Source organism: Staphylococcus sp. KUGN1 (assembly GCF_045984185.1).
In the GTDB taxonomy this organism is placed as follows: domain Bacteria; phylum Bacillota; class Bacilli; order Staphylococcales; family Staphylococcaceae; genus Staphylococcus; species Staphylococcus warneri_A.
The window spans coordinates 32,823-56,939 of sequence record NZ_JBJQIL010000005.1; the positions used below are offsets into that span (position 1 = coordinate 32,823).

The 24,117-nt window shown below is 29.8% G+C and carries 32 protein-coding genes; 26 read left to right on the forward strand and 6 right to left on the reverse strand.

All coding sequences use genetic code 11. The features are described from left to right. Positions 1-15: 15 nt before the first annotated feature. Together groES and groL are read left to right on the forward strand one after the other, a co-directional pair. Positions 16-303 carry a co-chaperone GroES gene (groES, locus tag ACJQQZ_RS10610; RefSeq protein WP_002451577.1) on the forward strand — a complete coding sequence of 96 codons (288 nt, stop codon included), beginning with the start codon at positions 16-18 and terminating at the stop codon, positions 301-303. Positions 304-357: 54 nt separating this feature from the next. Then, complete coding sequence (gene groL / locus ACJQQZ_RS10615; RefSeq protein ID WP_145506681.1) at positions 358-1,980, forward strand: chaperonin GroEL; 1,623 nt, start codon at positions 358-360, stop codon at positions 1,978-1,980. Positions 1,981-2,048: 68 nt separating this feature from the next. Here the strand turns inward: groL and ACJQQZ_RS10620 are convergent, their stop codons facing one another. Next, positions 2,049-3,218: a tyrosine-type recombinase/integrase gene (locus ACJQQZ_RS10620; protein ID WP_408023138.1), complete on the reverse strand. Its 1,170-nt coding sequence runs from the start codon at positions 3,216-3,218 to the stop codon at positions 2,049-2,051. A gap of 8 nt (positions 3,219-3,226) precedes the next feature. Next, on the reverse strand, positions 3,227-3,820 hold the full coding sequence (locus ACJQQZ_RS10625) for a helix-turn-helix domain-containing protein (protein ID WP_031464164.1): 594 nt from the start codon (positions 3,818-3,820) through the stop codon (positions 3,227-3,229). Positions 3,821-3,975: 155 nt separating this feature from the next. Here ACJQQZ_RS10625 and ACJQQZ_RS10630 point away from each other — a divergent pair, with 155 nt between their 5' ends. From ACJQQZ_RS10630 to ACJQQZ_RS10715, 18 genes are all read left to right on the forward strand, one after another. Then, positions 3,976-4,137: a helix-turn-helix domain-containing protein gene (locus ACJQQZ_RS10630; protein WP_031464165.1), complete on the forward strand. Its 162-nt coding sequence runs from the start codon at positions 3,976-3,978 to the stop codon at positions 4,135-4,137. Between the two features lie 3 nt (positions 4,138-4,140). Beyond that, the gene (locus ACJQQZ_RS10635) at positions 4,141-4,782 is read left to right on the forward strand and encodes a BRO-N domain-containing protein (protein WP_408023139.1); all 642 of its coding nucleotides are present in this window, start codon (positions 4,141-4,143) and stop codon (positions 4,780-4,782) included. Positions 4,783-4,795: 13 nt separating this feature from the next. After that, positions 4,796-5,113, forward strand: coding sequence for a helix-turn-helix domain-containing protein (locus ACJQQZ_RS10640; protein WP_031464166.1), 318 nt, complete (start codon positions 4,796-4,798; stop codon positions 5,111-5,113). After that, positions 5,110-5,247, forward strand: coding sequence for a hypothetical protein (locus ACJQQZ_RS10645; RefSeq protein ID WP_155399935.1), 138 nt, complete (start codon positions 5,110-5,112; stop codon positions 5,245-5,247). The genes ACJQQZ_RS10640 and ACJQQZ_RS10645 overlap by 4 nt, the downstream gene beginning before the upstream one ends. Before the next feature lie 2 nt (positions 5,248-5,249). Further along, on the forward strand, positions 5,250-5,456 hold the full coding sequence (gene tscA, locus ACJQQZ_RS10650) for a type II toxin-antitoxin system antitoxin TscA (protein WP_031464167.1): 207 nt from the start codon (positions 5,250-5,252) through the stop codon (positions 5,454-5,456). A 1-nt stretch (position 5,457) separates the two neighbouring features. Continuing rightward, positions 5,458-5,805, forward strand: coding sequence for a hypothetical protein (locus ACJQQZ_RS10655; RefSeq protein ID WP_031464168.1), 348 nt, complete (start codon positions 5,458-5,460; stop codon positions 5,803-5,805). Then, positions 5,805-6,095, forward strand: a complete 291-nt coding sequence (gene tscT / locus ACJQQZ_RS10660; protein WP_408023140.1) for a type II toxin-antitoxin system toxin TscT — start codon at positions 5,805-5,807, stop codon at positions 6,093-6,095. Before ACJQQZ_RS10655 ends, tscT begins: the two co-directional genes overlap by 1 nt. A 62-nt stretch (positions 6,096-6,157) precedes the next feature. Next, positions 6,158-7,759 (forward strand): phage resistance protein, encoded by a 1,602-nt coding sequence (locus ACJQQZ_RS10665; RefSeq protein WP_408023141.1) that lies wholly within the window; start codon positions 6,158-6,160, stop codon positions 7,757-7,759. 178 nt (positions 7,760-7,937) lie between these two features. Then, positions 7,938-8,741, forward strand: a complete 804-nt coding sequence (locus ACJQQZ_RS10670; RefSeq protein ID WP_408023142.1) for a bifunctional DNA primase/polymerase — start codon at positions 7,938-7,940, stop codon at positions 8,739-8,741. Next, positions 8,728-9,003, forward strand: coding sequence for a pathogenicity island protein (locus tag ACJQQZ_RS10675; RefSeq protein ID WP_408023143.1), 276 nt, complete (start codon positions 8,728-8,730; stop codon positions 9,001-9,003). The genes ACJQQZ_RS10670 and ACJQQZ_RS10675 overlap by 14 nt, the downstream gene beginning before the upstream one ends. Positions 9,004-9,008: 5 nt before the next feature. Continuing rightward, entirely contained in the window at positions 9,009-9,473 is a 465-nt protein-coding gene (locus ACJQQZ_RS10680; protein ID WP_408023144.1) for a hypothetical protein, read from the forward strand. 11 nt (positions 9,474-9,484) lie between these two features. Then, a complete protein-coding gene (locus tag ACJQQZ_RS10685; protein WP_408023145.1) occupies positions 9,485-9,853 on the forward strand; it encodes a hypothetical protein in 369 nt (122 codons plus the stop codon). Between the two features lie 324 nt (positions 9,854-10,177). Then, complete coding sequence (locus ACJQQZ_RS10690; protein WP_105965605.1) at positions 10,178-10,432, forward strand: hypothetical protein; 255 nt, start codon at positions 10,178-10,180, stop codon at positions 10,430-10,432. Next, positions 10,422-11,030 carry a hypothetical protein gene (locus ACJQQZ_RS10695; protein WP_408023146.1) on the forward strand — a complete coding sequence of 203 codons (609 nt, stop codon included), beginning with the start codon at positions 10,422-10,424 and terminating at the stop codon, positions 11,028-11,030. Before ACJQQZ_RS10690 ends, ACJQQZ_RS10695 begins: the two co-directional genes overlap by 11 nt. A 64-nt stretch (positions 11,031-11,094) precedes the next feature. Further along, on the forward strand, positions 11,095-11,283 hold the full coding sequence (locus ACJQQZ_RS10700; protein ID WP_408023147.1) for a hypothetical protein: 189 nt from the start codon (positions 11,095-11,097) through the stop codon (positions 11,281-11,283). After that, on the forward strand, positions 11,280-11,588 hold the full coding sequence (locus ACJQQZ_RS10705) for a pathogenicity island protein (protein WP_408023148.1): 309 nt from the start codon (positions 11,280-11,282) through the stop codon (positions 11,586-11,588). The genes ACJQQZ_RS10700 and ACJQQZ_RS10705 overlap by 4 nt, the downstream gene beginning before the upstream one ends. Positions 11,589-12,368: 780 nt before the next feature. Then, entirely contained in the window at positions 12,369-13,019 is a 651-nt protein-coding gene (locus tag ACJQQZ_RS10710; RefSeq protein ID WP_408023149.1) for a nucleotidyltransferase family protein, read from the forward strand. Positions 13,020-13,032: 13 nt separating this feature from the next. Further along, complete coding sequence (locus tag ACJQQZ_RS10715; protein WP_012104246.1) at positions 13,033-13,767, forward strand: Panacea domain-containing protein; 735 nt, start codon at positions 13,033-13,035, stop codon at positions 13,765-13,767. 162 nt (positions 13,768-13,929) lie between these two features. On the opposite strand, the gene ACJQQZ_RS10720 is transcribed toward ACJQQZ_RS10715, so the two are convergent. After that, positions 13,930-14,538 carry a hypothetical protein gene (locus tag ACJQQZ_RS10720; RefSeq protein WP_047511747.1) on the reverse strand — a complete coding sequence of 203 codons (609 nt, stop codon included), beginning with the start codon at positions 14,536-14,538 and terminating at the stop codon, positions 13,930-13,932. A 473-nt stretch (positions 14,539-15,011) separates the two neighbouring features. Between ACJQQZ_RS10720 and ACJQQZ_RS10725 the strand changes: the two genes are divergently transcribed. Both ACJQQZ_RS10725 and ACJQQZ_RS10730 read left to right on the forward strand, forming a co-directional pair. Then, positions 15,012-15,653, forward strand: a complete 642-nt coding sequence (locus tag ACJQQZ_RS10725; protein ID WP_000855537.1) for a fusidic acid resistance EF-G-binding protein FusB — start codon at positions 15,012-15,014, stop codon at positions 15,651-15,653. Positions 15,654-15,958: 305 nt separating this feature from the next. After that, a complete protein-coding gene (locus tag ACJQQZ_RS10730) occupies positions 15,959-16,123 on the forward strand; it encodes a YolD-like family protein (RefSeq protein WP_408023150.1) in 165 nt (54 codons plus the stop codon). A 53-nt stretch (positions 16,124-16,176) separates the two neighbouring features. Here ACJQQZ_RS10730 and ACJQQZ_RS10735 read toward each other — a convergent pair whose 3' ends face one another. Both ACJQQZ_RS10735 and ACJQQZ_RS10740 read right to left on the reverse strand, forming a co-directional pair. Continuing rightward, positions 16,177-17,034: a hypothetical protein gene (locus ACJQQZ_RS10735; protein WP_408023151.1), complete on the reverse strand. Its 858-nt coding sequence runs from the start codon at positions 17,032-17,034 to the stop codon at positions 16,177-16,179. 388 nt (positions 17,035-17,422) lie between these two features. After that, a complete protein-coding gene (locus ACJQQZ_RS10740; RefSeq protein ID WP_408023152.1) occupies positions 17,423-18,118 on the reverse strand; it encodes a hypothetical protein in 696 nt (231 codons plus the stop codon). 1,088 nt (positions 18,119-19,206) lie between these two features. Between ACJQQZ_RS10740 and ACJQQZ_RS10745 the strand changes: the two genes are divergently transcribed. Together ACJQQZ_RS10745 and ACJQQZ_RS10750 are read left to right on the forward strand one after the other, a co-directional pair. Further along, positions 19,207-21,552, forward strand: coding sequence for a SasC/FmtB family protein (locus tag ACJQQZ_RS10745; RefSeq protein WP_145506683.1), 2,346 nt, complete (start codon positions 19,207-19,209; stop codon positions 21,550-21,552). A gap of 70 nt (positions 21,553-21,622) precedes the next feature. Continuing rightward, complete coding sequence (locus ACJQQZ_RS10750) at positions 21,623-21,931, forward strand: hypothetical protein (protein WP_124227767.1); 309 nt, start codon at positions 21,623-21,625, stop codon at positions 21,929-21,931. Between the two features lie 68 nt (positions 21,932-21,999). Here ACJQQZ_RS10750 and ACJQQZ_RS10755 read toward each other — a convergent pair whose 3' ends face one another. Further along, on the reverse strand, positions 22,000-23,286 hold the full coding sequence (locus tag ACJQQZ_RS10755) for an aminotransferase class I/II-fold pyridoxal phosphate-dependent enzyme (RefSeq protein WP_124227766.1): 1,287 nt from the start codon (positions 23,284-23,286) through the stop codon (positions 22,000-22,002). A gap of 199 nt (positions 23,287-23,485) precedes the next feature. Between ACJQQZ_RS10755 and ACJQQZ_RS10760 the strand changes: the two genes are divergently transcribed. Both ACJQQZ_RS10760 and ACJQQZ_RS10765 read left to right on the forward strand, forming a co-directional pair. Beyond that, a complete protein-coding gene (locus tag ACJQQZ_RS10760) occupies positions 23,486-23,581 on the forward strand; it encodes a Trp-rich small protein (RefSeq protein ID WP_100066986.1) in 96 nt (31 codons plus the stop codon). Positions 23,582-23,760: 179 nt separating this feature from the next. After that, positions 23,761-23,943, forward strand: coding sequence for an SE1626 family protein (locus tag ACJQQZ_RS10765; RefSeq protein WP_002452229.1), 183 nt, complete (start codon positions 23,761-23,763; stop codon positions 23,941-23,943). Positions 23,944-24,117: the final 174 nt, after the last annotated feature.

Here is a 24,117-nt window from a genome sequence, read left to right on the forward strand (position 1 = left end):
CAAGGAGGAACAATCATGCTTAAACCATTAGGAAATCGTGTGATTATTGAAAGAAAAGAACAAGAACAAACAACTAAAAGTGGTATCGTATTAACAGATAGTGCTAAAGAAAAATCAAATGAAGGCATCGTTAAAGCAGTCGGAAAAGGGCGCTTATTAGATGATGGTTCTAGAGTTGCTCCTGAAGTAAAAGAAGGGGATACAATTGTATTCCAACAATATGCAGGAACAGAAGTTAAACGTGGCGATGAAACATACATCGTATTAAATGAAGACGACATTTTAGCAATTATTGAAGCATAAAATAAACGTATTATAAAAAAGTAAGAAGATTGACAATACTGGAGGTTAGACATAATGGCTAAAGATTTAAAATTCTCAGAAGACGCACGTCAAGCAATGTTACGTGGTGTAGATAAATTGGCAAATGCCGTGAAAGTGACAATTGGACCAAAAGGACGCAATGTTGTATTAGATAAAGAATATACAGCGCCATTAATTACAAATGATGGGGTCACAATTGCAAAAGAAATTGAGTTAGAAGATCCATATGAAAATATGGGTGCCAAATTAGTTCAAGAAGTAGCTAACAAAACAAATGAAATTGCTGGTGATGGTACTACCACTGCAACAGTACTAGCACAAGCAATGATTCAAGAAGGACTTAAAAATGTGACTAGCGGTGCAAACCCTGTAGGTTTAAGACAAGGTATTGATAAAGCAGTTCAAGTAGCAGTTGAAGCTTTACATGAAATTTCTCAAAAAGTAGAAAATAAAAATGAAATTGCTCAAGTAGGTGCCATTTCTGCAGCGGATGAAGAAATTGGTAAATATATTTCAGAAGCTATGGAAAAAGTGGGCAACGATGGTGTTATTACTATAGAAGAATCTAATGGTTTCAATACTGAATTAGAAGTTGTAGAAGGTATGCAATTTGATAGAGGATACCAATCACCATATATGGTTACTGACTCAGATAAAATGATTGCAGAATTAGAACGACCATACATTTTAGTTACCGATAAGAAAATTTCTTCTTTCCAAGATATTTTACCTTTATTAGAACAAGTGGTTCAATCTAATCGTCCAATTTTAATTGTAGCGGATGAAGTGGAAGGCGATGCATTAACTAATATTGTATTAAACCGTATGAGAGGTACATTTACAGCAGTAACAGTTAAAGCACCAGGATTTGGTGATCGTCGCAAAGCAATGTTAGAAGACTTAGCAATCTTAACAGGTGCACAAGTCATTACAGATGATTTAGGATTAGAATTAAAAGATGCTTCTATTGATATGTTAGGTAGTGCTAATAAGGTTGAAGTTACTAAAGATAATACAACAGTTGTTGATGGAGACGGTGATGAAAATAATATCGATGCACGAGTTAGCCAAATCAAAGCACAAATTGAAGAAACTGATTCTGACTTCGATAGAGAAAAACTACAAGAACGTCTTGCTAAATTAGCCGGAGGTGTTGCAGTAATCAAAGTAGGTGCTGCTAGTGAAACTGAATTAAAAGAACGTAAATTACGTATTGAAGATGCTTTAAACTCAACTAGAGCAGCTGTTGAAGAAGGTATCGTTGCTGGTGGTGGAACAGCATTAGTAAATATTTATAAAAAAGTAAGTGATATTGAAGCAACTGGCGATGTTGAAACAGGCGTTAATATTGTCTTAAAAGCATTGCAAGCACCAGTTAGACAAATTGCAGAAAATGCTGGATTGGAAGGTTCTATTATTGTAGAACGTCTTAAAAATGCAGATGCAGGTGTTGGATTCAACGCTGCAACAAATGAATGGGTTAATATGCTTGAAGAAGGTATTGTAGACCCTACTAAAGTAACACGTTCAGCATTACAACATGCAGCAAGTGTAGCTGCAATGTTCTTGACAACAGAGGCAGTTGTAGCAACAATTCCAGAAAAAGATCAATCAGAACAAGCTGGAATGGGTGGCGGCATGCCTGGTATGATGTAAAAAGACCAATGAACCCCGTTATATCAACGTTTGTAATGTTCAATGGTCATAATTTGGTCATATAAATTTTAAAATAATTCTTTTGAGACGTTTTCCATAAGTTGACTGAACTTTTGGGAAGCGTCTTTTTTGTATGAATTTGTAATTTTAGCGTAGATATTCATTGTGGTATTGATATCCTTATGGCGTAATCTTTCTTGTATCTCCTTAATATGTACACCAGCCTCAATGAGTAATGCACAATGTGTGTATCTGAACGAGTGCGTTGAGATGTTTTTGTTGATATCAGTACGTGCCATAATAGACTGAATCCACATTGATAATTTCTTAATCACAAGTGGATATCCGTTATTGTCTGTGAACACAAAATTATTATCGACATAGAGTTCATCTTTCCAATTGTTCTGTACATTAATCTTATAGTCTTGCAACATCTTAATCACATTCGCATCTACAGTGATTTTACCGATAGAGCTTTCAGTTTTAGGTGTAAGTATCTGATACTTTTTCTTATTGTTATTTGGATTGTAATACGTTTTAGTAATACTGATCGTGTTGTTATCAAAATCAATATCAGACCACTTCAATGCCAATAATTCACCTGCACGTAAGCCCGTGTATGCCAATGTGGTAAAAACTTGAAAGCTATTAAGTGGCGCATGGTTATTTTTAGCAACCTCTAGAAATTGAAATAATTCATCTTTTTCAAGAAACTTTTTATGTATCTCAGTGTCCTCTAATTCTTCAACAGTACGTATCTTTTTAGGTCGCTTAATTCCCTCACTAGGTAAAACTTTAATTAATTTCATATCGTAAGCATATTTAAAAATCATATTCGTAGATGCCACAATACTGTCAACATAATTCTTACTATACTGTGAGCTCATATCGTCCACAAAGCGTTGAAAATCATGTTTCTTGATAGTTTGTATAGGAAAAGTATTAAAGCGCTCTATGGCATGATACATGGCTTTCTCACGTGCTCTCACGCTACTTATTTTAGCATCATTCGCATATTGTTTAAGCCAATCGTCAGCTACTTGTTTAAATGTAGATGTGGAAGGTGCAATATACTCACCATTTCTTAATTGACGTTCAACCATTTCAGCATGATGTTTGGCATCTGATTTACGTTTAAAGCCAGATTTAGAGATATATTCATATTTGCCAGTTGTAGGATTCTTACCAGTAGAAATACGATATCGCCACGAGTTACCACGTTTTTCATATGTTGCCATAAGGTCACCTACTTAATATATCGCTTAATAGTTTCTATCTCATCTAATATCTTATCGTATTTATCTTTATCTATGGCATCACTGTTATAAAGTGCATTTAATTGTGATTTCAAAATATCATATTTTGTATTTAAGTAATTATATATTAATGATTGTACGTGTTGACTGTCATCAGCATCTAATGGTACACGACCATAAAATGTTGAATTTTTTTCATCTTGAAGATGATATTTCAAGTCATTCACAGCAAAGTCATAATAACTGCCATCGTGTGTATGTGAATCAGTAATATAAGAAGATACTTTTTTATTTGTTACAGCGTCCATAATTGAAGTAGCACTATCCACATATAAACCTAAATCAATCTCCCCATTAGATAATTCTTTAATTTTTTCCGAATGATAATTAAATTCAGAATGATTGTTTTCGACTAAACCTAAAATATAATCTTTAATAAATTTATCCGATGGGTTATTTCTAGCTTTATTTTCCATGCTACTTATATAACTATATGAATATCCTATTTTTTCAGCTATTTTTCTAACGGAAACCTCTTTTTCTTCTCTTAAGTCCTTACAATATTTCAATACATTAAACGACATTATATTATCCTCCTATAACAATTTACTATAACAACTATAACACATTTTAGAATTTTTTTGTTTTTATTGTTGCAAATTCCAAAAAAGATGTTAGTATAAGAATATAACGAACAACACAAACAAAAAATATTGTGTTGTTATGGAGGTGAAGTAACATGTTTTTGACAATCAAGGAAGTATCGAAACTTTTAAGAATTAGTGAAAGACACGCGTATAACTTAGTAAGTAACAACGACATTCCTAATGTACGAATTAAAGGCAAAATCTTAATTCCTAAAGAGCAGTTACTAGATCAGTTGTTTAAAAAGGAGGCTTAACCAATGATTAAACAAATTTTCAATGACAAAGAAATACGGTTTATCGAAAAAGACGGTGAGTATTGGGCTATAGCAAGCGATGTGGCAAAGGTATTAGGTTTTAGAGATGCGTACACTGCTACAAGATATTTACCCGAGCATACAAGAGGTACTCTTAAAGGGCGTACCACATCAGATAAAAAGAAATCAAGAAAATTCCAAGATTACACAGTTATCAATGAAAAAGGCATCTATAGACTTGTAATGAGGTCTAACAAAACGGAGGCACTAGACTTTCAAGACTGGATTTGTGACGTGTTAATTGAGTTACGCCAATCAACAGGGCTAAAAGGATATGAAGCATTCCGAATGTTAGACAAAGAAAAACAAAAAGAAGCTATGGATAACTTGAAAAATGGTATTAAAGCTATTTCTAAAAAAGATTATTGCAAAGCTCAATCAATTAGTAATAAAGCAGTATCAAACGTATATGGCTTTCCTAAGATGGTTCAAAAGGGAGATATGACACAGGAAATGCTGGAGTTAAGACAGCAAGTATTAAGTGACACAGTAGAATTTATGGTATTTGTTGATAAATATAATCTTCCTTTATCTGTGAAAAAGCACATTTACGACAAATACAATGACAAGCAACAAATGGCATAAGGAGGCATAACTAATGTTTAATATCGGCATTGATGAAGATGAAGCACGTGAGTTATTAGAACAAGCAATTAATGAACGTGTGGACGAATTAGCGCGTGATAAGTATTTTATGACGTTCAAAGAATTATCTGAGTATCTGAATTTAAGCAAGCCGACAATAGATGAATTACTTATTAAAAACGGCATGCGCTATTTCAGAGTAGGAAGCACATACCGATTTAAGAAATCTGATGTCGATGCATTTATGGAGCAAATCACTGCTCAAATGGATATTCAGAACAATGATTTAAAGCGTGTAGATATCAAACGTTTGTTGGAGGAAACGCAATGAAAAATCAAATATTCTACGTAACTTTAGTATCACTTATCACATTGTTATTTGTATATGCGATTGGTATTTATCTTGCATTTGCGATTTTTATTGTCGGCGTCGCATACGGATTGAATTTATTGGAGGTTGAGTAAAGATGAATGAAGAACAGTTAAAAGTAATTGAAGATATTTATAGCACATTAGGTTCAGTTGCTAATGACAAAGCCACAGAGTATGAACATCATTTTAAAGAAGGTCATAATGAATGGACTGAAACAGTTGATCGTGAACAACATCTACAAGCAATAATTGAGTGGGTTATACAACAAATTGAAAATAATTTTGAATGGGAGAATGAATGAAATGATAACAGAAATTTTAAAAGCATATGACGATGTAGCAATTGCAGGTATGAAAGTATCTCAATTAAGAGGTGAAACAGAAAGACTTTCAGAGTTGACAGGTTATTTAACTGAAAAGGCTAAAGAATATAGAGAAGAAAGAGATATTAAAGGTGCTGAGGCTATTGAGCAAATTGTATTAGACGATCTCGAATTTGAATTTGAAAGTGTGTACGGTCAATTTGAAGAAGAATTTAATAATTGGGAACAGAAATATAAAAGATTTGAAAATGTATGCACTTATTACGGCGTCCCAGTGCCAACGTTAAAAGATAATAATGTCATTCAGTTTAGAAAAGGAGTCAAATAATGAATTGGGAAACTAAAAGTTTGATTGAAGATATAGATATTATTAAAAGAAAAATCAATGATGCAGTTACAACATTTTGTTGGTTTGATGATAAGTATTTTACGCATGATAGTGGTCATTTGTTAACTAAAGATGAAATATTGACACACGGCGCGAGTTATCACGAACATCGTTGTTACATTACTCAACACATTGATTTATTAAATATTTATCTAAAAGAACTAGATACAGTGTTAGAAGACATAGAAAAAGCGTCATCTTCCACCGACCAAAGTAAAGATAACGCATAACAAAGAAGTATTTAATTTAATAAATACAAAATAAATAATAACACAAATGAAAGGTTGATAACATGGACGAAGTTAATTTATACAAAAAGCATTTTGAGTTTCATTCAAATTTAGATTATATAATCACTAACAATTTATCAAGAATTAAGGAGATAAGTAAGCGAATAAATTTCGCTTCTATCTCTAGTGATAAACAAATTTTTGATAACAAAGGTAATGCGTATCATCGCAAGAAAGACGATGTTGCAGGTGATTATATTAATAATCTTACTTTAGATTATACCATAAAACCTAAAGAAATTGGACTGGTATATGGAAGAATTTTCGTTAAAACTAACGATCAAGACGAAAAAGAAGCACATTTTAAACCAGATCCTTTTAATAATTATGCTCGTTTTATTGCAGATTTAATTTCTGATAATGTCATCTATTCTAAACAATTAGACCAATTCCTTATTGTCAAAAATAATCAATATGAAGTGATTGACGATACTAATTTTAAGTTAAGTTATCCGATTGAACCTAAAAACCAAATAGATGATTTTCTTGAAATCATGCTTGAATTATACCGTGATTATCTTGAATTAGAACATGAATATAAAATTTACCCATATAGTATTGCTGGTAATGATTTCATATATAACTGTAAGAAATTAAAACTCACAAAAGAAAAGCCACAAGATAATGAGTTATACGCTATTAAGTATGACGTAAACTACAACGATTTAGATTTCAAAACGCCAAATGATTTTTATGATTTGGTTACTGATAACGAGAAAAGTAAACATAATTTAAAACTGGTACATGCTTATACAATGTATCGCAAAATGAAACTTATTCAAGCCGAAAAATGGTTCTTATTTAAAGATTTCGGGCGTTCAGGTAAAGGTTTATTTATAACTACATTTAATAAACTGTTACACGTTAATAAAGTGAACTTTGATGGACTTGTCTCAGGTGGTTTTGAAGCAGCTAACGAATGGATGAATTTCTATGGTGCAGATATAGCACATGCTAATGAAACAGGTGAAATAACCAAACCTATGATGAGAATACTAAGAAAAATAGCAACTGGTGAAACAATTTCAGGACGTGGCATTGGTCGTAATGCATTCACATTTAAAAATAAGTCTGTATTAATACTAGATACAAATGAAAGTGTGGATACTGGTGAAATTACAGCTAATACTACTAGAACAATAAAAATAGCTTTTAAAGATAGACCGATAGGAGAAACTGACGATGAAAGATACAAGATTTTTGAGCCTTACTGGAATTTTGTCCAACCAAATGACGAAGATTCTGAAATAGCGTCAGTCTCGTTTTTAATCACAAGTTTAGAATATCTTAAAGAAATTGGGCGAGATTTTAGATTTAAAGATGTAACATTGAAACATTATTTTAGTGAAGAAGAATTGACTGAGACACAAGTTGTCTTGTTGAAGGCATTATCTAAACAAGGATTTATTCTTGCTGGTAATGAGACATTGCAAAGACTAATAGAAGAGGATTATAAAAATATGAAATATAAAAAAGCTCGTCAAGATATGAAGAAGATAGGTGTACTTACACGACAAGATATTTGGATAGAAGGTAAAAATTACAAAGGTTTTAAAATTGGAAATCAAGAATTATTTAATATGGCTCATTCATTAATCGAATAATGGTGTGACACACCTTTCCCACACCGTAATACACACCTAAAAAAAGCTGATATATAAACAACTCACCATTATCACCAACAATTTACCATACAAAAATTTTGAATAATTTTGTTTTATTCCTATACACAAAATAACGGTGATGATGGTGTGTATGATTAATATAAAGGAGTGATATTCAATGACAGGTTATCATGTAGCGAAACAATTATTGAAAAAGAATATTGAAGTGATACCACTAAATCAACATAAAAAGCCAACAGTGTCATTTGCAGATAAAGATGTAACTGACGAGTTTATTGAATATCATTCTTATCAATATCATAGGGCTAATGTACTAGGTGTATTGACTCGAGGTATATGGTGTATCGACATTGATATTAACCATGTTGACGGTGAGAATGGATTTGAAAGTATTGAACATACACCATATTATGAGGAAATTGTATCGAATGCACGTAATACATTAGTACAGACCACGCCCAGTGGTGGCAGGCACATTATTTTTAATAAGCGAGAAGGTGTTGCATATGGTCAAAAAATAGGATATTTGCCTGGTGTAGATATTAAGGCACATGACAATAGTTATTTTGTTTTAGCAGGTAGTCAAACATTTAAAGGCAAATATAAACATAACGGAATAAAACCTAAAATGTATCAAGGTGATTTTGAAAAACGTATATTTTCAAAACACGGTAATTATACACAACAAACGTTAGAATCATACTCAATAGAAAGAGTGTTACCTAATTATAATTTTGATCATGTAAGAGGTGGCAAAGGTGGAGACGGTAAACGTGCATATCAACGTATTATAGACGGTCAAAGTGAATACAGAAACGATGATTTATATAAAGCAGTAAGCTATGCAAATCAATGTAACATAGATATTGAGCCGTTACGTATATTGATTGGAGATAATAAAAACGGCGATGTAATAAGTGAAAAGGAATGGGAGGCGACTGTTAGAAGTGCAAGCCGTTAAATATGATTATGATTTAGATGAACAAGCTGAAAAGATAGGATTAATTGTTGGCATACCAGAAGAAGTGTATTTTTGCACAATCAGTAGAGTATCAGCAGTTTATGTTGAATACATTGATAATAGATGGGTTGCATGGCGTGAAAGTTATGTGCCGAATAGTAATAGGCGCACCAGTTATAAAGTGATTGCGCATGGTGGATTTGAGTTGGTAATGGCACGAATTAAAAACTATTTAGGATATATTAAAAAGAATAAAGGGTGATGATTATGATACACAAAAGGTTATCTCAAACATTCGCACTAAATAAACAAAGACTGAATCATCTGGATATCAATCAGTTAAAGACTAACAATAAACCTATCTGCCATATCTATAAAACTCATGGAAAGTATCAGTATTTAGAAATAGACTTCATCACATGTGACTGGTGTTTATCAAGTAAAGGTCAGGCATATCTTCAATCTAAACTGAATATGGAGCTACTGTTCTTATGGTTAAGAGGATACAACCTTAAGCTCCACTATACAAGCGTAGGACATATGACAATCTTCTTACGAGCAGACATAAAGACAATAGAGTTCCTTATCAATGAATTGAATGTGATGATTAGTAATAATGCATATTGGTATCAGTATCGTATAGGTAATCGTATGCAGCACATCGAGAGGGAAGTAAGTTATGTATCTCCTATTAAACATGTGAAGAACAATATGAACAAGGTCAAAGCGTAAGGGAGTATGACATGTCTAAAGATGAATTGAAAGTATATATTATCAACTATATTAAATACCAAACCCATGTAACCTTTGTTGATTTAGAAGAATTGTTTGAGTCATTGCATATTGGTTATCAAGGTGATTTTACATTTGTACATGTAGACAATGAGAACATTGTGTTGTGGCATGGATGGAGTATGGAAGTCATTAATATAGTAGGTAGCTTACTATCATCTAAACAACTTGAGCTAGAACGCACAGATGTAACGACTTATGTAAGACATGGTATGTATCTAGATCTGCCTGTTATGACAAATCCATTTGATTATTCAGATGCTCGTTGGTTGCCTGTGACACTGAAGCTAAGTGAGACGATGAATACACTATTACATTAGGAGATGTTGCGTTATGGGATACAGTAAACTGATAGCACGTTATTTATTATATTGTGAGACATCTGAAAAAGTCTTTAAAGGAATTAGTTATAAACATTATCTGGATATGAAACAAAAGTAAATATTGCGGGGATTATCACGCCCCGGGTCAAAACATTTCCCGATTATTTCCCAAGTGGGAGAACGGCGGGTGGGCTCGATTCCGTAACTTTTCAATTTGTTCCACGTATAACCCCTATCCCTGCATAAAAGCAACATATCTTGCGCTGACTTTATCAATTTAGTTAACAAGATAAATCTAAATAAAACAAAGGAGGTCGTGTAGTGAGTAATATCAATATGTTTGAATGGAACCATATAAAAAGTAAGATAAAAGAAATTCGTGAAGAAATTGATGGTGTGAAACAACAGAGTTTCATTGATAAAGCGAAGAATCGACAACTTACTAGTGTACTTAGAGAATTAAGTGTAGTTGAGAATTGGGTAAACGAACTAATGGATTATCAAAAAGAACATAGTGCAGTAAATAAAATTAAAAATTTACTTAAAAAGAATAAGGAGAGATATTATGGGAAGTAAAACAAACTCAAAACCAACGGTTGATGAAATTTTTCCAACGCATTTAGAAGTAATAAAAGATATGTTGAAGCAAAGTAAACATATTGCTAATAATGGCTCATATCAAGATAGTATTAATGTATTATACAACAAATTAGAAGAAGGCAACTTGAGTACACAAGAATATGAATTAATTTTAAATGAGATAGATAATTTAAGACGAGAAAAAGCTACTAATCCAAATGTTAATGGTCAAATTGTAGTCAATTTACCGAGTAATATTAAATCACTAGATCAATTACAAAAAGTAACACATAGTGAGACAGATAATGCTAATAAGGTTATTAAATCAGTTGAGAAAGAAAATGAAAGTATCAACCAACAAATCAATGAGCTTAAAGCTAAAATTGAAAGCAACAATAATTATATCGGTGAAATAATCAATCAACAATCGTTAAATGATGTTGCTAAACCAATTATAGAAGGCGAATTCAAGTACTATGATGCAAAAAGATTCTATAGCGATTTTATGTGGCAAAAAGCAACTGGTTTATTGCAGAAAAAAACATTAGGTAAAAAGATGATTAATTACCCAAATTTAGCACCAAGCAAAAAATAGTATTTAAAGGCGTTGACTTTATTGTCAACGTCTTCCCTTTATTTTAAAATCAGGGAGGCTGACCATGATATTAAAACAAAATAAATCAATATTGTATTATATAGAAGAAAAAATTTCAGAGTATGGGTTGTTGCTAAAGTACAATCCACTAATCATAAATCGTAAAATTAGATCTATAGAGATGCAAATTGAAGAAAGTTATCATTTAAATGTATCGCACATGGAGAGTTTGGAAAGTGGCTTGAAAAAGTGAACATATCTAAAGATTATTCAGCTAAATATATAAAGGTTTTTGATGAATTTGATAATTCAAATTTCGCAACGTTACGAAATATTGGTATATCAGTTCTACATGAAATCGCTAGTTTGCCAAAACCTGAACGTACCAAAGAACATACTACTTCAAAAGGAGAAGTTAAAACGCCAGACGAAATGACAGTTCGAGAATTACGAGAGTTAAAGAAACAACTTAAAAAACGTGACGCATTCATTGGGTGCAGTTTTTTTATTTATAACCTGTCAAAACTTTGCATCTCATTCAATAACAAACGGACTTAAAAGTACGCTTGTACCCAGTGCCTTAAAATAGGGAAGTGGTTTAATATGACAAAAAGGATACCCCTAATTTGGGGTATCCTTTTGTATATAACCGAACCAAATGTGGCTTCGTTAAATGTGTCCGTAAGTGGACATATTAGCTACTTAGCTTAATACCCTCAAATGTGAGAATATTAGTTTATACACAGCCCAAATGTGGGTTCAGTAATAGAACTGAACAGCTATACACATTCAATATGCTCAAATGTGAGAGTATTAATTAATAATACAAATGCTGACGCACTAAGTCAGTGCATTAGAAAACGACAATATCCGTTTTCTAATTTCTGAAAAGCTGAATATGGCTTGTTTAATTTATATATTTGCGTAGTTAGAAATACAATTTCGAAGTGTTTTAGCGCATGAGCTGATGTAACAATTTGTGACGTTAGCTACACGAGTATTCGATAAAGAGAGTAGGGTAACACGACGCCCAAAGTAACTTGATCTAGGATATGAACAAAATATTCACCCATGTATTGTAACTTGTAAATGTTAGATAAGTGAATGTAGCAACACCAGTGTTTATTGATAATATCGGTGAAGATGATGAAAGAAAAGAGATTTAAAAGGGTTGTAAGAGCAATACCCGAATACAGAGTTTCATATTGATGATATAAGGAGATTTGGGAAGTAAAGAAGATTAATTTTTTAAATTATAATATATTGTTGTAATTTTGATTGTTTCTAAGAAAATATAGAGTTATACTTAACAGAACTATATTTGATTAGGAGTAAAATATGTCTTATGATGATGAGTTGAATTTTCTTAAAAAAATAATTTCTGTAATCTATGAAAGAATGACTAATTACGCTGATACCTTTGTTGAACTAAGAAATAATAAAATTAATTTTAAAAAGAAATGTATTTGTGATTTTTTGGATGATAAAAATACGTATATTGATAGTGAGTTGTTAGATAATGTAGTGGTTTTTAAAGAAATAGTAAAGAAAGAAAATAGAATCTTATTGATTGATGAAGAGTTAGAATTAGAAATAGATAAACGTATTAAAAATGAAAGGTCTATTTATAACAAACTTTTAAAATATCAAGCAAAAAATGGTAAAGGAAAGTATCCTATTATTAAATGTTTAAATGATTTGTTAGGGTATAGATTCACTTTACAAAGCGATATTGATTTAAATAATGTATATAATATATTAAATGAGTATGTTTATGAGAATTTTAATGGTAAAATAAAGATAGTAGACGCTAGTAAAAATGACTATAAAGCAATTCACTTATATTTTAAGATTGATAATTTTTGTTTTCCGTGTGAACTTCAAATATGGCTAAACAAAGATCATAAGAATAATAAAAAATCGCATAAAATATATAAGCAAGATTATTTAAATTGGGAAGAATATGAAAGTGAATTAGAAAAAAAGTAGGGTGGTGAGATAAATGTACAAACATTATTTAATAATTTTGGAAGAATATGACCATGAAGGAAGATTAGCATTCCATATGACTATAACTGAAAAAAAAGATCTTGAAAAAATAGAACTTTATGAAGAAGATTTAACAGAATTAGGTATTGGTTTTTATACACATTTGATTACTACATCAAAAGATACAATTCAAAGTATAAAGGAAAAAGATAGTTTTTTTGAAAATGTAACCATTTTCGAAAAATATTTTGACTTTAAAAACGTTGCTAAATCTCCTCACGGATTAAATGCTATGGATATAGCGAGATATATTTTAATGTTGAAACCTACTACTCCACTTAAACTTCAAAAATTACTTTATATAGTATATGAAAGATATTTTTTAAACAGAAAAATAGAGTTATTTAAAGAGAGATTTTTAGCCTTTGATTATGGGCCTGTAGTTAAAGAAGTTTATTCAGTATACAGGGGGCAAAGTGACGTACTTACTGAAAAAGATGATCAGTCTGTATATAGTGTGATAAGTAATGCTACTACTCCAATAACATATAAAATATTCAGAGAAGAGGATTCTGAATATATTAGTAGTTTAATAAAAGATGTTATTGATGAGTATGATGGAGTGTCAGCTTGGGACATGGTTGAAAAAACTCACAAAAAAAACACAGCATGGGATAAAGCATATAAATTAGGACAAAATAGTCCCATTACTGTAGATTTAATAAAGTCATCGGTACCAGTAAAATAACTTTTACGTTCCACACACTCTCATGTGGTGTTTTTTTACGCTGAGAAACTTCCTGTGTCGCAGTGAGGAAGGAGCTTTTGTAACTACGGTAAGTTATATAATAAAGGATGTCGTATGATACAACATCCTTTATTAATTGTGCTCTATAAAAATTAACTCGTCTTAAGTAAAGAATAAGTTTTTAATCGTTAATGCTATACCTAATATAGTGGCAATAAAAGAAAAAAAGCCTAAGAGTAAGCTTTTTATGAAAGAAAGCTTAAATTTAATTAGTTCATCTCGTTGGTGACTTTCATCGTTAAATATCCAATTGTAAATAGAAGTAATTATATTTCTCAAAGTTTGTATCAGCCAGTAAGAAATAAGAACTGAAGTAATAATAATAATATAGTTATCAAAATGAGTAAGATTTTCTATACCTTTTCTAATAAATATGTATATATGATAAGAAATAATAATTATTAGAGTAGTTATTTTAACAAATTTTAATAATGAATTTTTACCTTTAAAGTAAACTACATAAAACATCATTAAATACAATGCAACTACCCAAAATATAAGAATTAAAGAAACAGCGCTTGACAAAGCTTCAATTAATGATTTATTCATAAATGTAACCTTGTATGCTAAAATAAATGCATAAGTTATTAATGTAAAAGGACTTAAAAATAAAGCGCCGATAGCATTTTGCAAAAATGTTTTAATTTCTAAACTTTTAAAGTAGTTACAAAAATGATGGAACTGCTTTTGCTTTTTTGCTGAGAGTTTCATAAAAAAACACTCCTGTTTAGCAAGTTTAATTCTATATAAAAACTATAAAAAATATATCATAATGAAACTTTTTCTTACAATACTTTTTGCAAAAATGAAATGATTTGTTTAATGATAATTTAAAGGGCAAAAAAGGGTACAGTTTTGAAATAAAGGACAAGAGTATGAAATTATTAACAATATAAGACGTTGAGAAACGTTCTGTGTTTCGATGAGTGAAACGATTAACTCTGGATTTACCCATGTTATTTTTTTTACTAAGAGTAACATTATGAGTAATTAATTAATATTGAAGTGATATAAATGAATTTAACAGTTCGGGAGGTGATGATGTTATGTTAAAAGATATAACATATTTAAAGCTATTGGATCTTGAATATAAGATGCTTTGTAGCTAAATTTAATCAACATTATCACAAAGTATCTTATTTATTAATAAGTAAAATAAATATACTTGTGAAAGGTTGAAAACAATGAAAACAATGATTTATCCTCACCAATATAATTATATCAGATCGGTTATTTTAAGATTGAAAAATGTATATAAAACGGTAAATGATAAAGAAACCGTCAAAGTTATTCAATCGGAAACCTATAATGATATTAATGAGATTTTTGGTCATATAGATGACGATATTGAAGAATCTTTAAAAGTATTAATGAACATCAGATTATCAAACAAAGAAATTGAAGCAATACTTAATAAATTTTTAGAATATGTAGTACCTTTTGAACTACCTAGTCCGCAAAAACTTCAGAAAGTATTTAAGAAAGTTAAAAAAATAAAAATACCTCAATTTGAAGAATATGATTTGAAGGTAAGTTCATTTGTAGGATGGAATGAACTTGCATCAAATCGGAAATATATAATATATTACGATGAAAAAAAACAATTAAAAGGACTTTATGGAGAAATTTCTAATCAGGTTGTAAAGGGGTTCTGCACAATTTGTAATAAAGAATCTAATGTTTCATTATTCATGAAAAAGTCAAAAACCAATTCGGATGGTCAATATGTAAAAAAAGGTGACTATATATGTCGAGATAGCATTCATTGTAATAAACAATTAACAGATATTAATCAGTTTTATAATTTTATTGATAAACTAGATTAAGGAATAAACTATGTTTGTGAAAATTGTGATTGTTAAATAATATTGTTTACCGTTAATTATGGATATAAATAGCTTTAAATTCAGAGGGCAAAAAAAGGGCATAATTTTGATGATAAGGGCAAATTAAATAGTTAGCACACGGACAAGTTAAATATTTGATTTTAAACGTCACTTATTGAGTGGCGTTTTTTTGTATCATAAGACGCTGAGAAACATCCTGTGTTGCAGTGAGAAACAAGATTTTTGTAACTGTATATGTTGATTTAAGCAGAATATAATATGTTATTTGAAAAAAAGTTTTTAAAATGGTCAATGAACCATATATTAAAGTGAGACATTTTAAGAATGGTTACATTAAATTTATAGAAGGTTACATCCACAAAGTAGACCCTTACACACAGACACTATATTTATATGAAGATAAGGGGATAACTAAGCAAGATTTGAAAGATATTGTGGAGATGAAATAAAACCACTAATTTTTATAAACGTAGTGGTTTCATTTTACTAATGTAAGATATATTTAGTTTTGTAACCAGTTTTTAATAGGATTTAGAATTTCCGTTACAAAATTTTGGAAGTAATAAAAATGAATAAAGAAAATTAAAACTAGAATAAGCACTAAGAGAGTTATATAAGTAAGTATATGACTTGTTTTATTTTTAAATAATGAATTTATAGTGTTTAAAATGACATTTTTTCTTAAATCATTAAAAAGTATCACATAAATAAATACTATCGCAAAAAATCTTAATATTAAAACAAATGAAAGGACACTAGGGAAATTAAGGTGATGAAAGTAAATTAATGTAGTTTTTATCATTTCTATTAAAGACTCAAAAAAAGTTGAAAAACTACTGAAGTATAAAGTATCGAATTTATTTTCTAAATTTGAAATAATTTTAGGATTTATGAATAAAGCACTAAGTAATATTAATGTGAATGAAGAATATTTTACTGAATAATAAAAGTAACTTCTAATAGGTAATTGGTATTTTTTTAATCTATAAATAGTTAGTATACCAATAAAAAATACAAGTGTGCAGGACACTCCTATAACTATAAAATTGAATTTTATAAAGATAGTCAATGCTAATAAAATTCCTAAACCAAATAAAATTATCCTATACGAATCGTCTTCAGTGGTACTTTCTTTTTTTATTATTTCCTGTACATTTTTATGGTTGTAGTTTTCGGTATGTATATTTTGGTAATTATGACTTTCAGAATATATGTTTTGATTATTTACATTATTATTAGACCCGTTATTGCCTTGAGCATTTTTAGTGTTAGGTTTAGACTTTAATTTTTTGATTATGGGAATAAAGAAACTAATAATAGTTAAAACACTAGCAGATATGGATAATATAGAATTTAACATTTTGCACCTCACAAAATACTTTTAATTATGACATTACCATACTTAGATATTTTAATTAATATTTTGCCTAACTGTTGTATTTTAATGCTTTATTGTGAATTTTTTTATTATCATATTCTTAAGCTCTAATCTATTATAGATAAATTCTAATTATAAATACTGCAATAAACGAACAACGATACGTAAATTCATTTCCCGATGCAGCACAGAGTGAATGTCAGAGTGACCGTTAAACATAAATATATAGGGATGAAGAATAGGATTTTACAACTTCAATAGTAATCATTGTTGAAGTATACTAGCAATTGAAAATAAGCAACAGATTTTTTATAAAAAGTGCCATGCTGTATCAAAAAATGATAAGTAAAAATTTCGTAAAGTATTGTGTCTATATTTTTATATAAATTTTTGAGTTTTTGGTTTTATACTGGATTATGTATACTCCGTCTTCGAGTTTTATTGGTACATGTTGACTTATATTATATTTTTTTAATAAATGTGAATGATAAAAAATGAATATGAAAGAAAAAATAAAAATAATTACTAATGGTATAGTGGTATAGATTCCCTGCAGTACTAAAGTAGAACCATAAAAAACGATAATAATAATAGATATAAAGTTACAAATGGATTTTAATATTGCATTTCTATTTTTTATAAAAGCTTCAACTTTCTCATCTAATATACCGAAGACAAATTTCGTATAAGTATATTCTTGAGTGGAAACAACTAAATTATTAAAGAAAGTTGATGTGAAAGTCAATATTGCAACTATTAGTAGTCTTGTAGTAGTTTCATTAAGAGTGAAATTTTTATTCAACACTTTGTCAATATCGAAATAAGTTAAAAAAGCTATTGCAAAGAAGACTATAACACCTACTATTAAAGTCATAGTGACAAATAATTTATTAATTGTATCTATGAAATTTAACTTTTTAATGTAGTCGGGGGTTAAAATGTATTCAACTTCTTTATCCCCAGTAATGATTGTAATTTCTTTCCAATTCTCTAAATATAAATCTCGCTTAAATTGATTATTGAATTCTTCTATAGGAAGAAATATTTTCATTTCATGATCCGACAATTTAATTCACCTGTCTTTTTAATGAGTATATTCGTATGTATGAAACTAATAGATTTAATTCCAAATTAGTAATGATTATACCATAATATTAATTTCAAAAAAATATGTTGTTGAATTTATATAATGATTAACATACAGAAATGTGAAAATGAATAAATTGCACAAATTTATGTTGTTTTTGCAATTTTAACATTTTTTAAATTTCTATACTAACTTAATATAAACAATGATACAATAACACTAATTATTATATATAGTTTGAGATTAGAAATAGGAGTGATACATAGTGAGTGGTTGGCGTCGTTGTCCAAGATGCAATTCCGGTAGGGTGGTTCAAAGATCTAGTGGATGTTTATCTAAACTAGCGTTGATATCTTTATTGTTCGCTGCTATGTCAATCTTTGGAATGTTTATGTCGGGAGATTTTGCAAGGTCACCTTTTGAATTAATAGCGCCATTTGTAATGGCAATTTTAATACCTGTATTTTTTATATTTATTTACATAAAGTTCGGTCGTTCATTATTTTGCAGAGACTGTTATTATAATTTCAGAACAAAAAAGAGTGAATAAAATTTTATATGTTAAAACTGATATTATAAGTACAATAGTAGTTTGTGATCAGTGGTCATAATTTGGTCATAACAGAATGAAAAAACTAAAAATAATGGCATATGTGAAATTATAAAACATTGATTTAACAGTCTTTTGTTAACGTATTTATAGTAGTTTGTGCATATACAGAATGCCTGGTATGATGTAAGTTCACGCCATCGCATTGGACAATTGATAAAAACTTCATAAATTAGACATAAAGATAATTAAAACTTTCTAGTGATCCATTTCGCTAGAAAGTTTTTTATTTATTGAAATTGATGCGTTTTTAAGCTATTTATCATAAATAATGACAACTTATTCAATTAAAATAGCAAAATATTTTATAGAATAAAATAGTTGAGGTACCAATCCACAAATGTTATATTATTTATTATGATTTTTATAAAGAAATGTTTTAATTCAGGAACGACATGTTGATTTGAATTAACGCATTATTCATTTTGACAATTAAATAATAAGGAGGAAGTCATAATTGAAACACCCTAGAAAAGACAACCAAGAAAATAAAAAAATAAACTATTTTTCCATTAGAAAGTTAAAAGGGTATGGCGTGACTAGTATTACTGTAGCTTCATTGTATTTAATATTTGGACATACTAACATGGCAAATGCAGCAGAATTCAATCAACCTACTGAAATAGATAACAGCTATACAAATAGTACAGTGATTGAAGATAAGCAAGATGAGAAAAAACTTAACCAAAATACTGAAATATTAAACGCAACTACAAATAATACAAACAACGAAACAACTCCAAATAATACGAACAACGAAGCAACGCCAGTAATGGATAATAAGCAGGTGACTTCTGAACAATCAAATAGTGGAAATAATGAGCAATTAAAACAATTAATTCAACAATATAAAAAAATAAATTTAAATGATAAGACAGATGAATCAATAAAAGAATTTAACTATGATATTACTAATGCTGAAAAATTTTTACAAAAAGAATCTACTCAAGCAGAAATTGATGGATATTACAGAAATTTCATTAACAGTGCTGCTAAATTAAAAAGAAAAAAGAATAACAATGAAGTTCAAATTACAAAAGAACAAAATGGTAATAAAGGTATACCTGCAACAAACACAGAACCATCAAGTAATAATCAACATTCTCAAGTAGTGCGACAATCAGAAGGTGCATCATTTAGGGCAGTACCAAATCAAAATAATAATGACCCTTTAAAATACAATGAAACTAATACCGGTGTGATTAACGGACACTTTGATCAAGTTTCTGGAGGAAATTTACCAAATCAAAAAACAAGTCTAACGGTTGTTAAAGATGTCATTGGATGGACGAGTGTATCTACAGATCCAGATAAAGAATTTCCTATAGTAATGACTACTAAAGTAAGAAATTATCCAACATTTATGAGTGATAGTTCAGCACCTTATGGCGTCGTATTAGCCAGAACAACAGATAGATTTGACAGACGTGTGCCTGACCCTAGAGTAGCCGGTATTTATCAAGATATTGATGTTGCACCTAATTCAGAATTAGTCGTAGATTTTATATCTTCAGCTTTAGCAACAATTAATGCTTGGCCAGGTGTAAAAGCCAAAATAACAACACCAGACGGTAATCGAGTATTATTTGATAAACAGATAAATGGTATGGGTAAATATCCAACTGGAAAACTGAATCTCATGGTCAATGTTCCAAGTGATGTTGATAGAGTAAGGTTATCCTTTATTCCAATTTCAAATTCGTACACATTAACCTCTAACCAAACAAATAGTGCTTATGGTTTTGGAGATAATCCAAATTACATGTACGGTGGTGCTGTTAGTAGAGTTAATGTAAATAGTGGTGCTTATGTTGTATCTAGAGTAACTGAAATCAATTACGACTTTACAAGTGATTCATCAACTTCTAATTATGCACGTGGTACAATTTCAGTAATCCTTGAAAATAAAGGACACACAAGTTCAAATGAAACCATTTATCGAGTAACGTTACCACAAGGAACAAAATTTGTTTCTGCAACAAATGCGAGTGTAACAGTTATACCGCAAGGTGATTCAGATAAGATGACAGTGCACTATGTCGCACCGAATGGCGATGTAAAAGAAGTTGTCGCAACTAAAGTCGGAACGCAATGGACATTAAATGAAACACCAACAGGTATTAGTATAGATAATACAAGTGGGGCAGTGACAGTAGGCTATCAAGGTGTTCAAAATGGCAGTGAAGTCGTAGCAAGTGAAACCCTCGGTAACAGTGATCCGAGTGAAAAAATTGTTGCTAATGTTCCTGTGAAACAAAGTAAACCTATGCCACCTATAATTATATGGGATAAAGAGAAAGGTTCAATTTCTATTAAACCAAATGGGAAAACAGATAAAATGAGAATACAATTTATAAGTTCATCCCATAATAGTAATATTGAAATTATTGCGACAAAAGCTGATTATCAATGGAACCTTAATCACAAAATAAGTGGGATTCAAATAGATAGTGAAACTGGTATAGTTACCATTGATTATCAAATAGTCCAAAATTATAAAGAATTGCTAGTAAGTAGTACATTTGGTAATAGTGATGAAAGTGAAAGTATTCATTTTATAATTCCGAAATTTAAAGGAACAGTGTATGATTTGTATAATAATAAACAAGAAAAATTACTTAATGAAAGTGAAATTGAAAATGTAAAAACACATTATGTAATTAAGAAAGAGATACAAAAAGACAAAATAGAATTACCAAATACAGGAAAGAAACAAACGAATGAAAAAGGAAACACTAGTATTGTTTTACTGCTATTGGGATTCATACTTTGTAAATTAAAATTGAAAAGAAAAGACTTATAGCTTAAAAGAGTATATAATAAATTATATTAATAACATGTTGACTATAAAATAGAGAATTTGAGGAGTTATTATGTATTTTGTTATCGCAATCTTTACAAGTATTAGTTCGTTAGTAAGTTTATTTTATGCAATCGATGCATGCATTAAAACTAAACAAGTGAATGCACTTTATGCGTTTGCTAGAAGTTTTTCAATTGCATTATTGTGCGTCGCAACACTATTCTTTATAAATCATCTATTTTTATTTGCTATGACATTTTTAATGGCTTTAATCCAATTAATAGATGGTTTTATAGGATTAAAAATTAAAGATAACTTAAAAGCTTATGGACCATTTTCATTAGCAATTGTAGGATTTATTTTATTGATTTTTATTTAGATATATTTATTGAATAAGATGAAAAAAGGTTAGACCACAAATTGAGTTGGTCTAACCTTTTTGTTATATTATCTCAAATCATCAATTGCTTTTGCGATTGAATCAAATACATGTGGAATATCATCTTTTTCTACACAACTAAATGCGATTCTAATATCAGTTTCATTTAATGCGATGACACCAATTGAATATTTCTCAATTAAATGCTGACGTAATGTTTCAGGATTTACATCTTTAACTTTAATTGCCATAAAGTAACCAGAATTAAAATCATATGCTTGCCAATGAGATTGATATTGATCCGCATATACGACTGTTTTTGTTATTTCATATCGTTCTCGTAATGTCGTTATATTTTGTTCAATTTCTTTATTAAATTGAACATTATTTTTAAGTACATGTTTAACAGCACTTTGAGATGGTAGTGGGCCACTTGAAATATTGCTACGTATTAATCCTTTAGTTTTGGCTTCTAATACATCTTTAGTAGATGCGTCTTCTACACCAAATGTAATAAATCCTACACGGAATCCCCATGCAAAGAATTCTTTAGTTGCACCATCTAATCTCACTGGAAGTACATTTTTAGATTGAATATTTGTTAATGCAGTGAATAAAGATTGAGTATAGACATCTTCGTAAAACAATCCATAGTACGCATCGTCAATCACAGCTACCACCTGTGTTCCTTTTTCTGCTAATGATTTAATTGCATTGACAATGGTTTGTACCTCTTCATTATTAGGTGTGTAACCAGTAGGGTTATTCGGATAATTAAGAATCATTATGACTTTATCTTTATTATAAGCTTCTAAAGATTTAACTAATGATTTCGTAGTATAGTGACCATTTTCATCAAAGATTGGATATGTGTCGATGTTTGCATTGTGTCGTGTGTTAAATACTAATTTATAGTTTCCCCAGTTATGCTCTGGTAATAAAATAGTATCACCTGAATTGATGAATAGGTCGGCTACAAGTGAAAGTCCATGCGTAAGTGCATTGGTAACAATGGGTCTTGTCATGACTTCTTTAGTTAAATCAGGATTATCTTTTAACATTTTTTCTTGCCATAAATCACGCAATTCTTCAATACCTTGAGGTGGTGCATATGGGAAGATTTCATCTGGTGACAGTTCATTAAACATTTGATTTAGAGCATTGGCATACATTTTACCGTTGTCATTGGTTGCCATACCAATTGTTGCATTATACTTTGTGCTCTTTGCTTCAGCAGATTGAGAAAGAATACCTTTTGGATAAAACATATTTTGCCCTAAATCTGAAAGCATAGAAAAGATTTCAGGATTTGACTGTTTTAGTTGTTCGTTTAAATTTTGGGCTAATGGGTTCATATTGGATAACCTCTCTTTTTTAAATTAAAGTCATTATCCTTATAGTATCTTGAAATTGTCCAAAGATAAAGTATTGTTATTAAAGATTTAATTAATATTAATTATTCAGCAAAATATACGAACATGTGTTCTGTTTTATGTTAAGATAAGTATAGGTCATCGACATTTATGACACTTTGCATTTGGGAGGTGTAGTATAATGACGTGGTGGCAAGATGGAATTATTACTTTATTAACAGGTGGCCTACTTGTTATCTTTCGAGTTTGGTTAGAAATTAATTGGAAAGATAAATAGATGACCATACACAAAATACCCTAAGCCTGCTGGTACCGGACTTGGGGTTGTGTAGTATAATTTGTGGATACAATTATATAGTAACATCGCGATATATATATCGCAATCAATATAACGTTTGAATGAATTTTAGTAAAAACTGATAGTTTGATATAATTTAAAATAATGAGGTGAATTCAATGAAGCATATGACTAAAATATTTGTAGTGTTAGCAATCATATTATTCATTATAGGTTATTATTTGCAAGCTACAGGAAATGAATCTTCAGGAATAAAATTACTGCTTGCTGCTATTATGTTCATAATATGCGCATTTATAAGTAGAAATAATGATCGACGTAAAAATAATCATAAAAAGTAATCAATTTAGAAATGAATTGTTGGAAACAGTGTGTAGTTTACATGCTGTTTTTTTAATCTGTATATATTGTTTATATATAATTTGTTATCGTCCAACCATATGTATAAAGGAGAATCATATATATACTTTACAAATTTGTATATAGTGTGTATATTGATTATATACAGAAGAAAA

Coding starts and splice junctions, on each gene's coding strand:
- ACJQQZ_RS10635 (WP_408023139.1), top strand. CDS start 4,141: ATGATTAAACAAATTTTCAATGACAAAGAAATACGGTTTATCGAAAAA.
- ACJQQZ_RS10760 (WP_100066986.1), top strand. CDS start 23,486: ATGACGTGGTGGCAAGATGGAATTATTACTTTATTAACAGGTGGCCTA.
- ACJQQZ_RS10715 (WP_012104246.1), top strand. CDS start 13,033: ATGTACAAACATTATTTAATAATTTTGGAAGAATATGACCATGAAGGA.
- ACJQQZ_RS10655 (WP_031464168.1), top strand. CDS start 5,458: ATGATAACAGAAATTTTAAAAGCATATGACGATGTAGCAATTGCAGGT.
- ACJQQZ_RS10750 (WP_124227767.1), top strand. CDS start 21,623: ATGTATTTTGTTATCGCAATCTTTACAAGTATTAGTTCGTTAGTAAGT.
- ACJQQZ_RS10620 (WP_408023138.1), bottom strand. CDS start 3,218: ATGGCAACATATGAAAAACGTGGTAACTCGTGGCGATATCGTATTTCT.
- ACJQQZ_RS10640 (WP_031464166.1), top strand. CDS start 4,796: ATGTTTAATATCGGCATTGATGAAGATGAAGCACGTGAGTTATTAGAA.
- tscA (WP_031464167.1), top strand. CDS start 5,250: ATGAATGAAGAACAGTTAAAAGTAATTGAAGATATTTATAGCACATTA.
- ACJQQZ_RS10665 (WP_408023141.1), top strand. CDS start 6,158: ATGGACGAAGTTAATTTATACAAAAAGCATTTTGAGTTTCATTCAAAT.
- ACJQQZ_RS10695 (WP_408023146.1), top strand. CDS start 10,422: ATGGGAAGTAAAACAAACTCAAAACCAACGGTTGATGAAATTTTTCCA.
- ACJQQZ_RS10680 (WP_408023144.1), top strand. CDS start 9,009: ATGATACACAAAAGGTTATCTCAAACATTCGCACTAAATAAACAAAGA.
- ACJQQZ_RS10720 (WP_047511747.1), bottom strand. CDS start 14,538: ATGAAACTCTCAGCAAAAAAGCAAAAGCAGTTCCATCATTTTTGTAAC.
- groL (WP_145506681.1), top strand. CDS start 358: ATGGCTAAAGATTTAAAATTCTCAGAAGACGCACGTCAAGCAATGTTA.
- ACJQQZ_RS10670 (WP_408023142.1), top strand. CDS start 7,938: ATGACAGGTTATCATGTAGCGAAACAATTATTGAAAAAGAATATTGAA.
- ACJQQZ_RS10765 (WP_002452229.1), top strand. CDS start 23,761: ATGAAGCATATGACTAAAATATTTGTAGTGTTAGCAATCATATTATTC.
- ACJQQZ_RS10630 (WP_031464165.1), top strand. CDS start 3,976: ATGTTTTTGACAATCAAGGAAGTATCGAAACTTTTAAGAATTAGTGAA.
- ACJQQZ_RS10725 (WP_000855537.1), top strand. CDS start 15,012: ATGAAAACAATGATTTATCCTCACCAATATAATTATATCAGATCGGTT.
- tscT (WP_408023140.1), top strand. CDS start 5,805: ATGAATTGGGAAACTAAAAGTTTGATTGAAGATATAGATATTATTAAA.
- ACJQQZ_RS10685 (WP_408023145.1), top strand. CDS start 9,485: ATGTCTAAAGATGAATTGAAAGTATATATTATCAACTATATTAAATAC.
- ACJQQZ_RS10645 (WP_155399935.1), top strand. CDS start 5,110: ATGAAAAATCAAATATTCTACGTAACTTTAGTATCACTTATCACATTG.
- ACJQQZ_RS10625 (WP_031464164.1), bottom strand. CDS start 3,820: ATGTCGTTTAATGTATTGAAATATTGTAAGGACTTAAGAGAAGAAAAA.
- ACJQQZ_RS10710 (WP_408023149.1), top strand. CDS start 12,369: ATGTCTTATGATGATGAGTTGAATTTTCTTAAAAAAATAATTTCTGTA.
- ACJQQZ_RS10755 (WP_124227766.1), bottom strand. CDS start 23,286: ATGAACCCATTAGCCCAAAATTTAAACGAACAACTAAAACAGTCAAAT.
- ACJQQZ_RS10735 (WP_408023151.1), bottom strand. CDS start 17,034: ATGTTAAATTCTATATTATCCATATCTGCTAGTGTTTTAACTATTATT.
- ACJQQZ_RS10700 (WP_408023147.1), top strand. CDS start 11,095: ATGATATTAAAACAAAATAAATCAATATTGTATTATATAGAAGAAAAA.
- ACJQQZ_RS10730 (WP_408023150.1), top strand. CDS start 15,959: ATGGTCAATGAACCATATATTAAAGTGAGACATTTTAAGAATGGTTAC.
- groES (WP_002451577.1), top strand. CDS start 16: ATGCTTAAACCATTAGGAAATCGTGTGATTATTGAAAGAAAAGAACAA.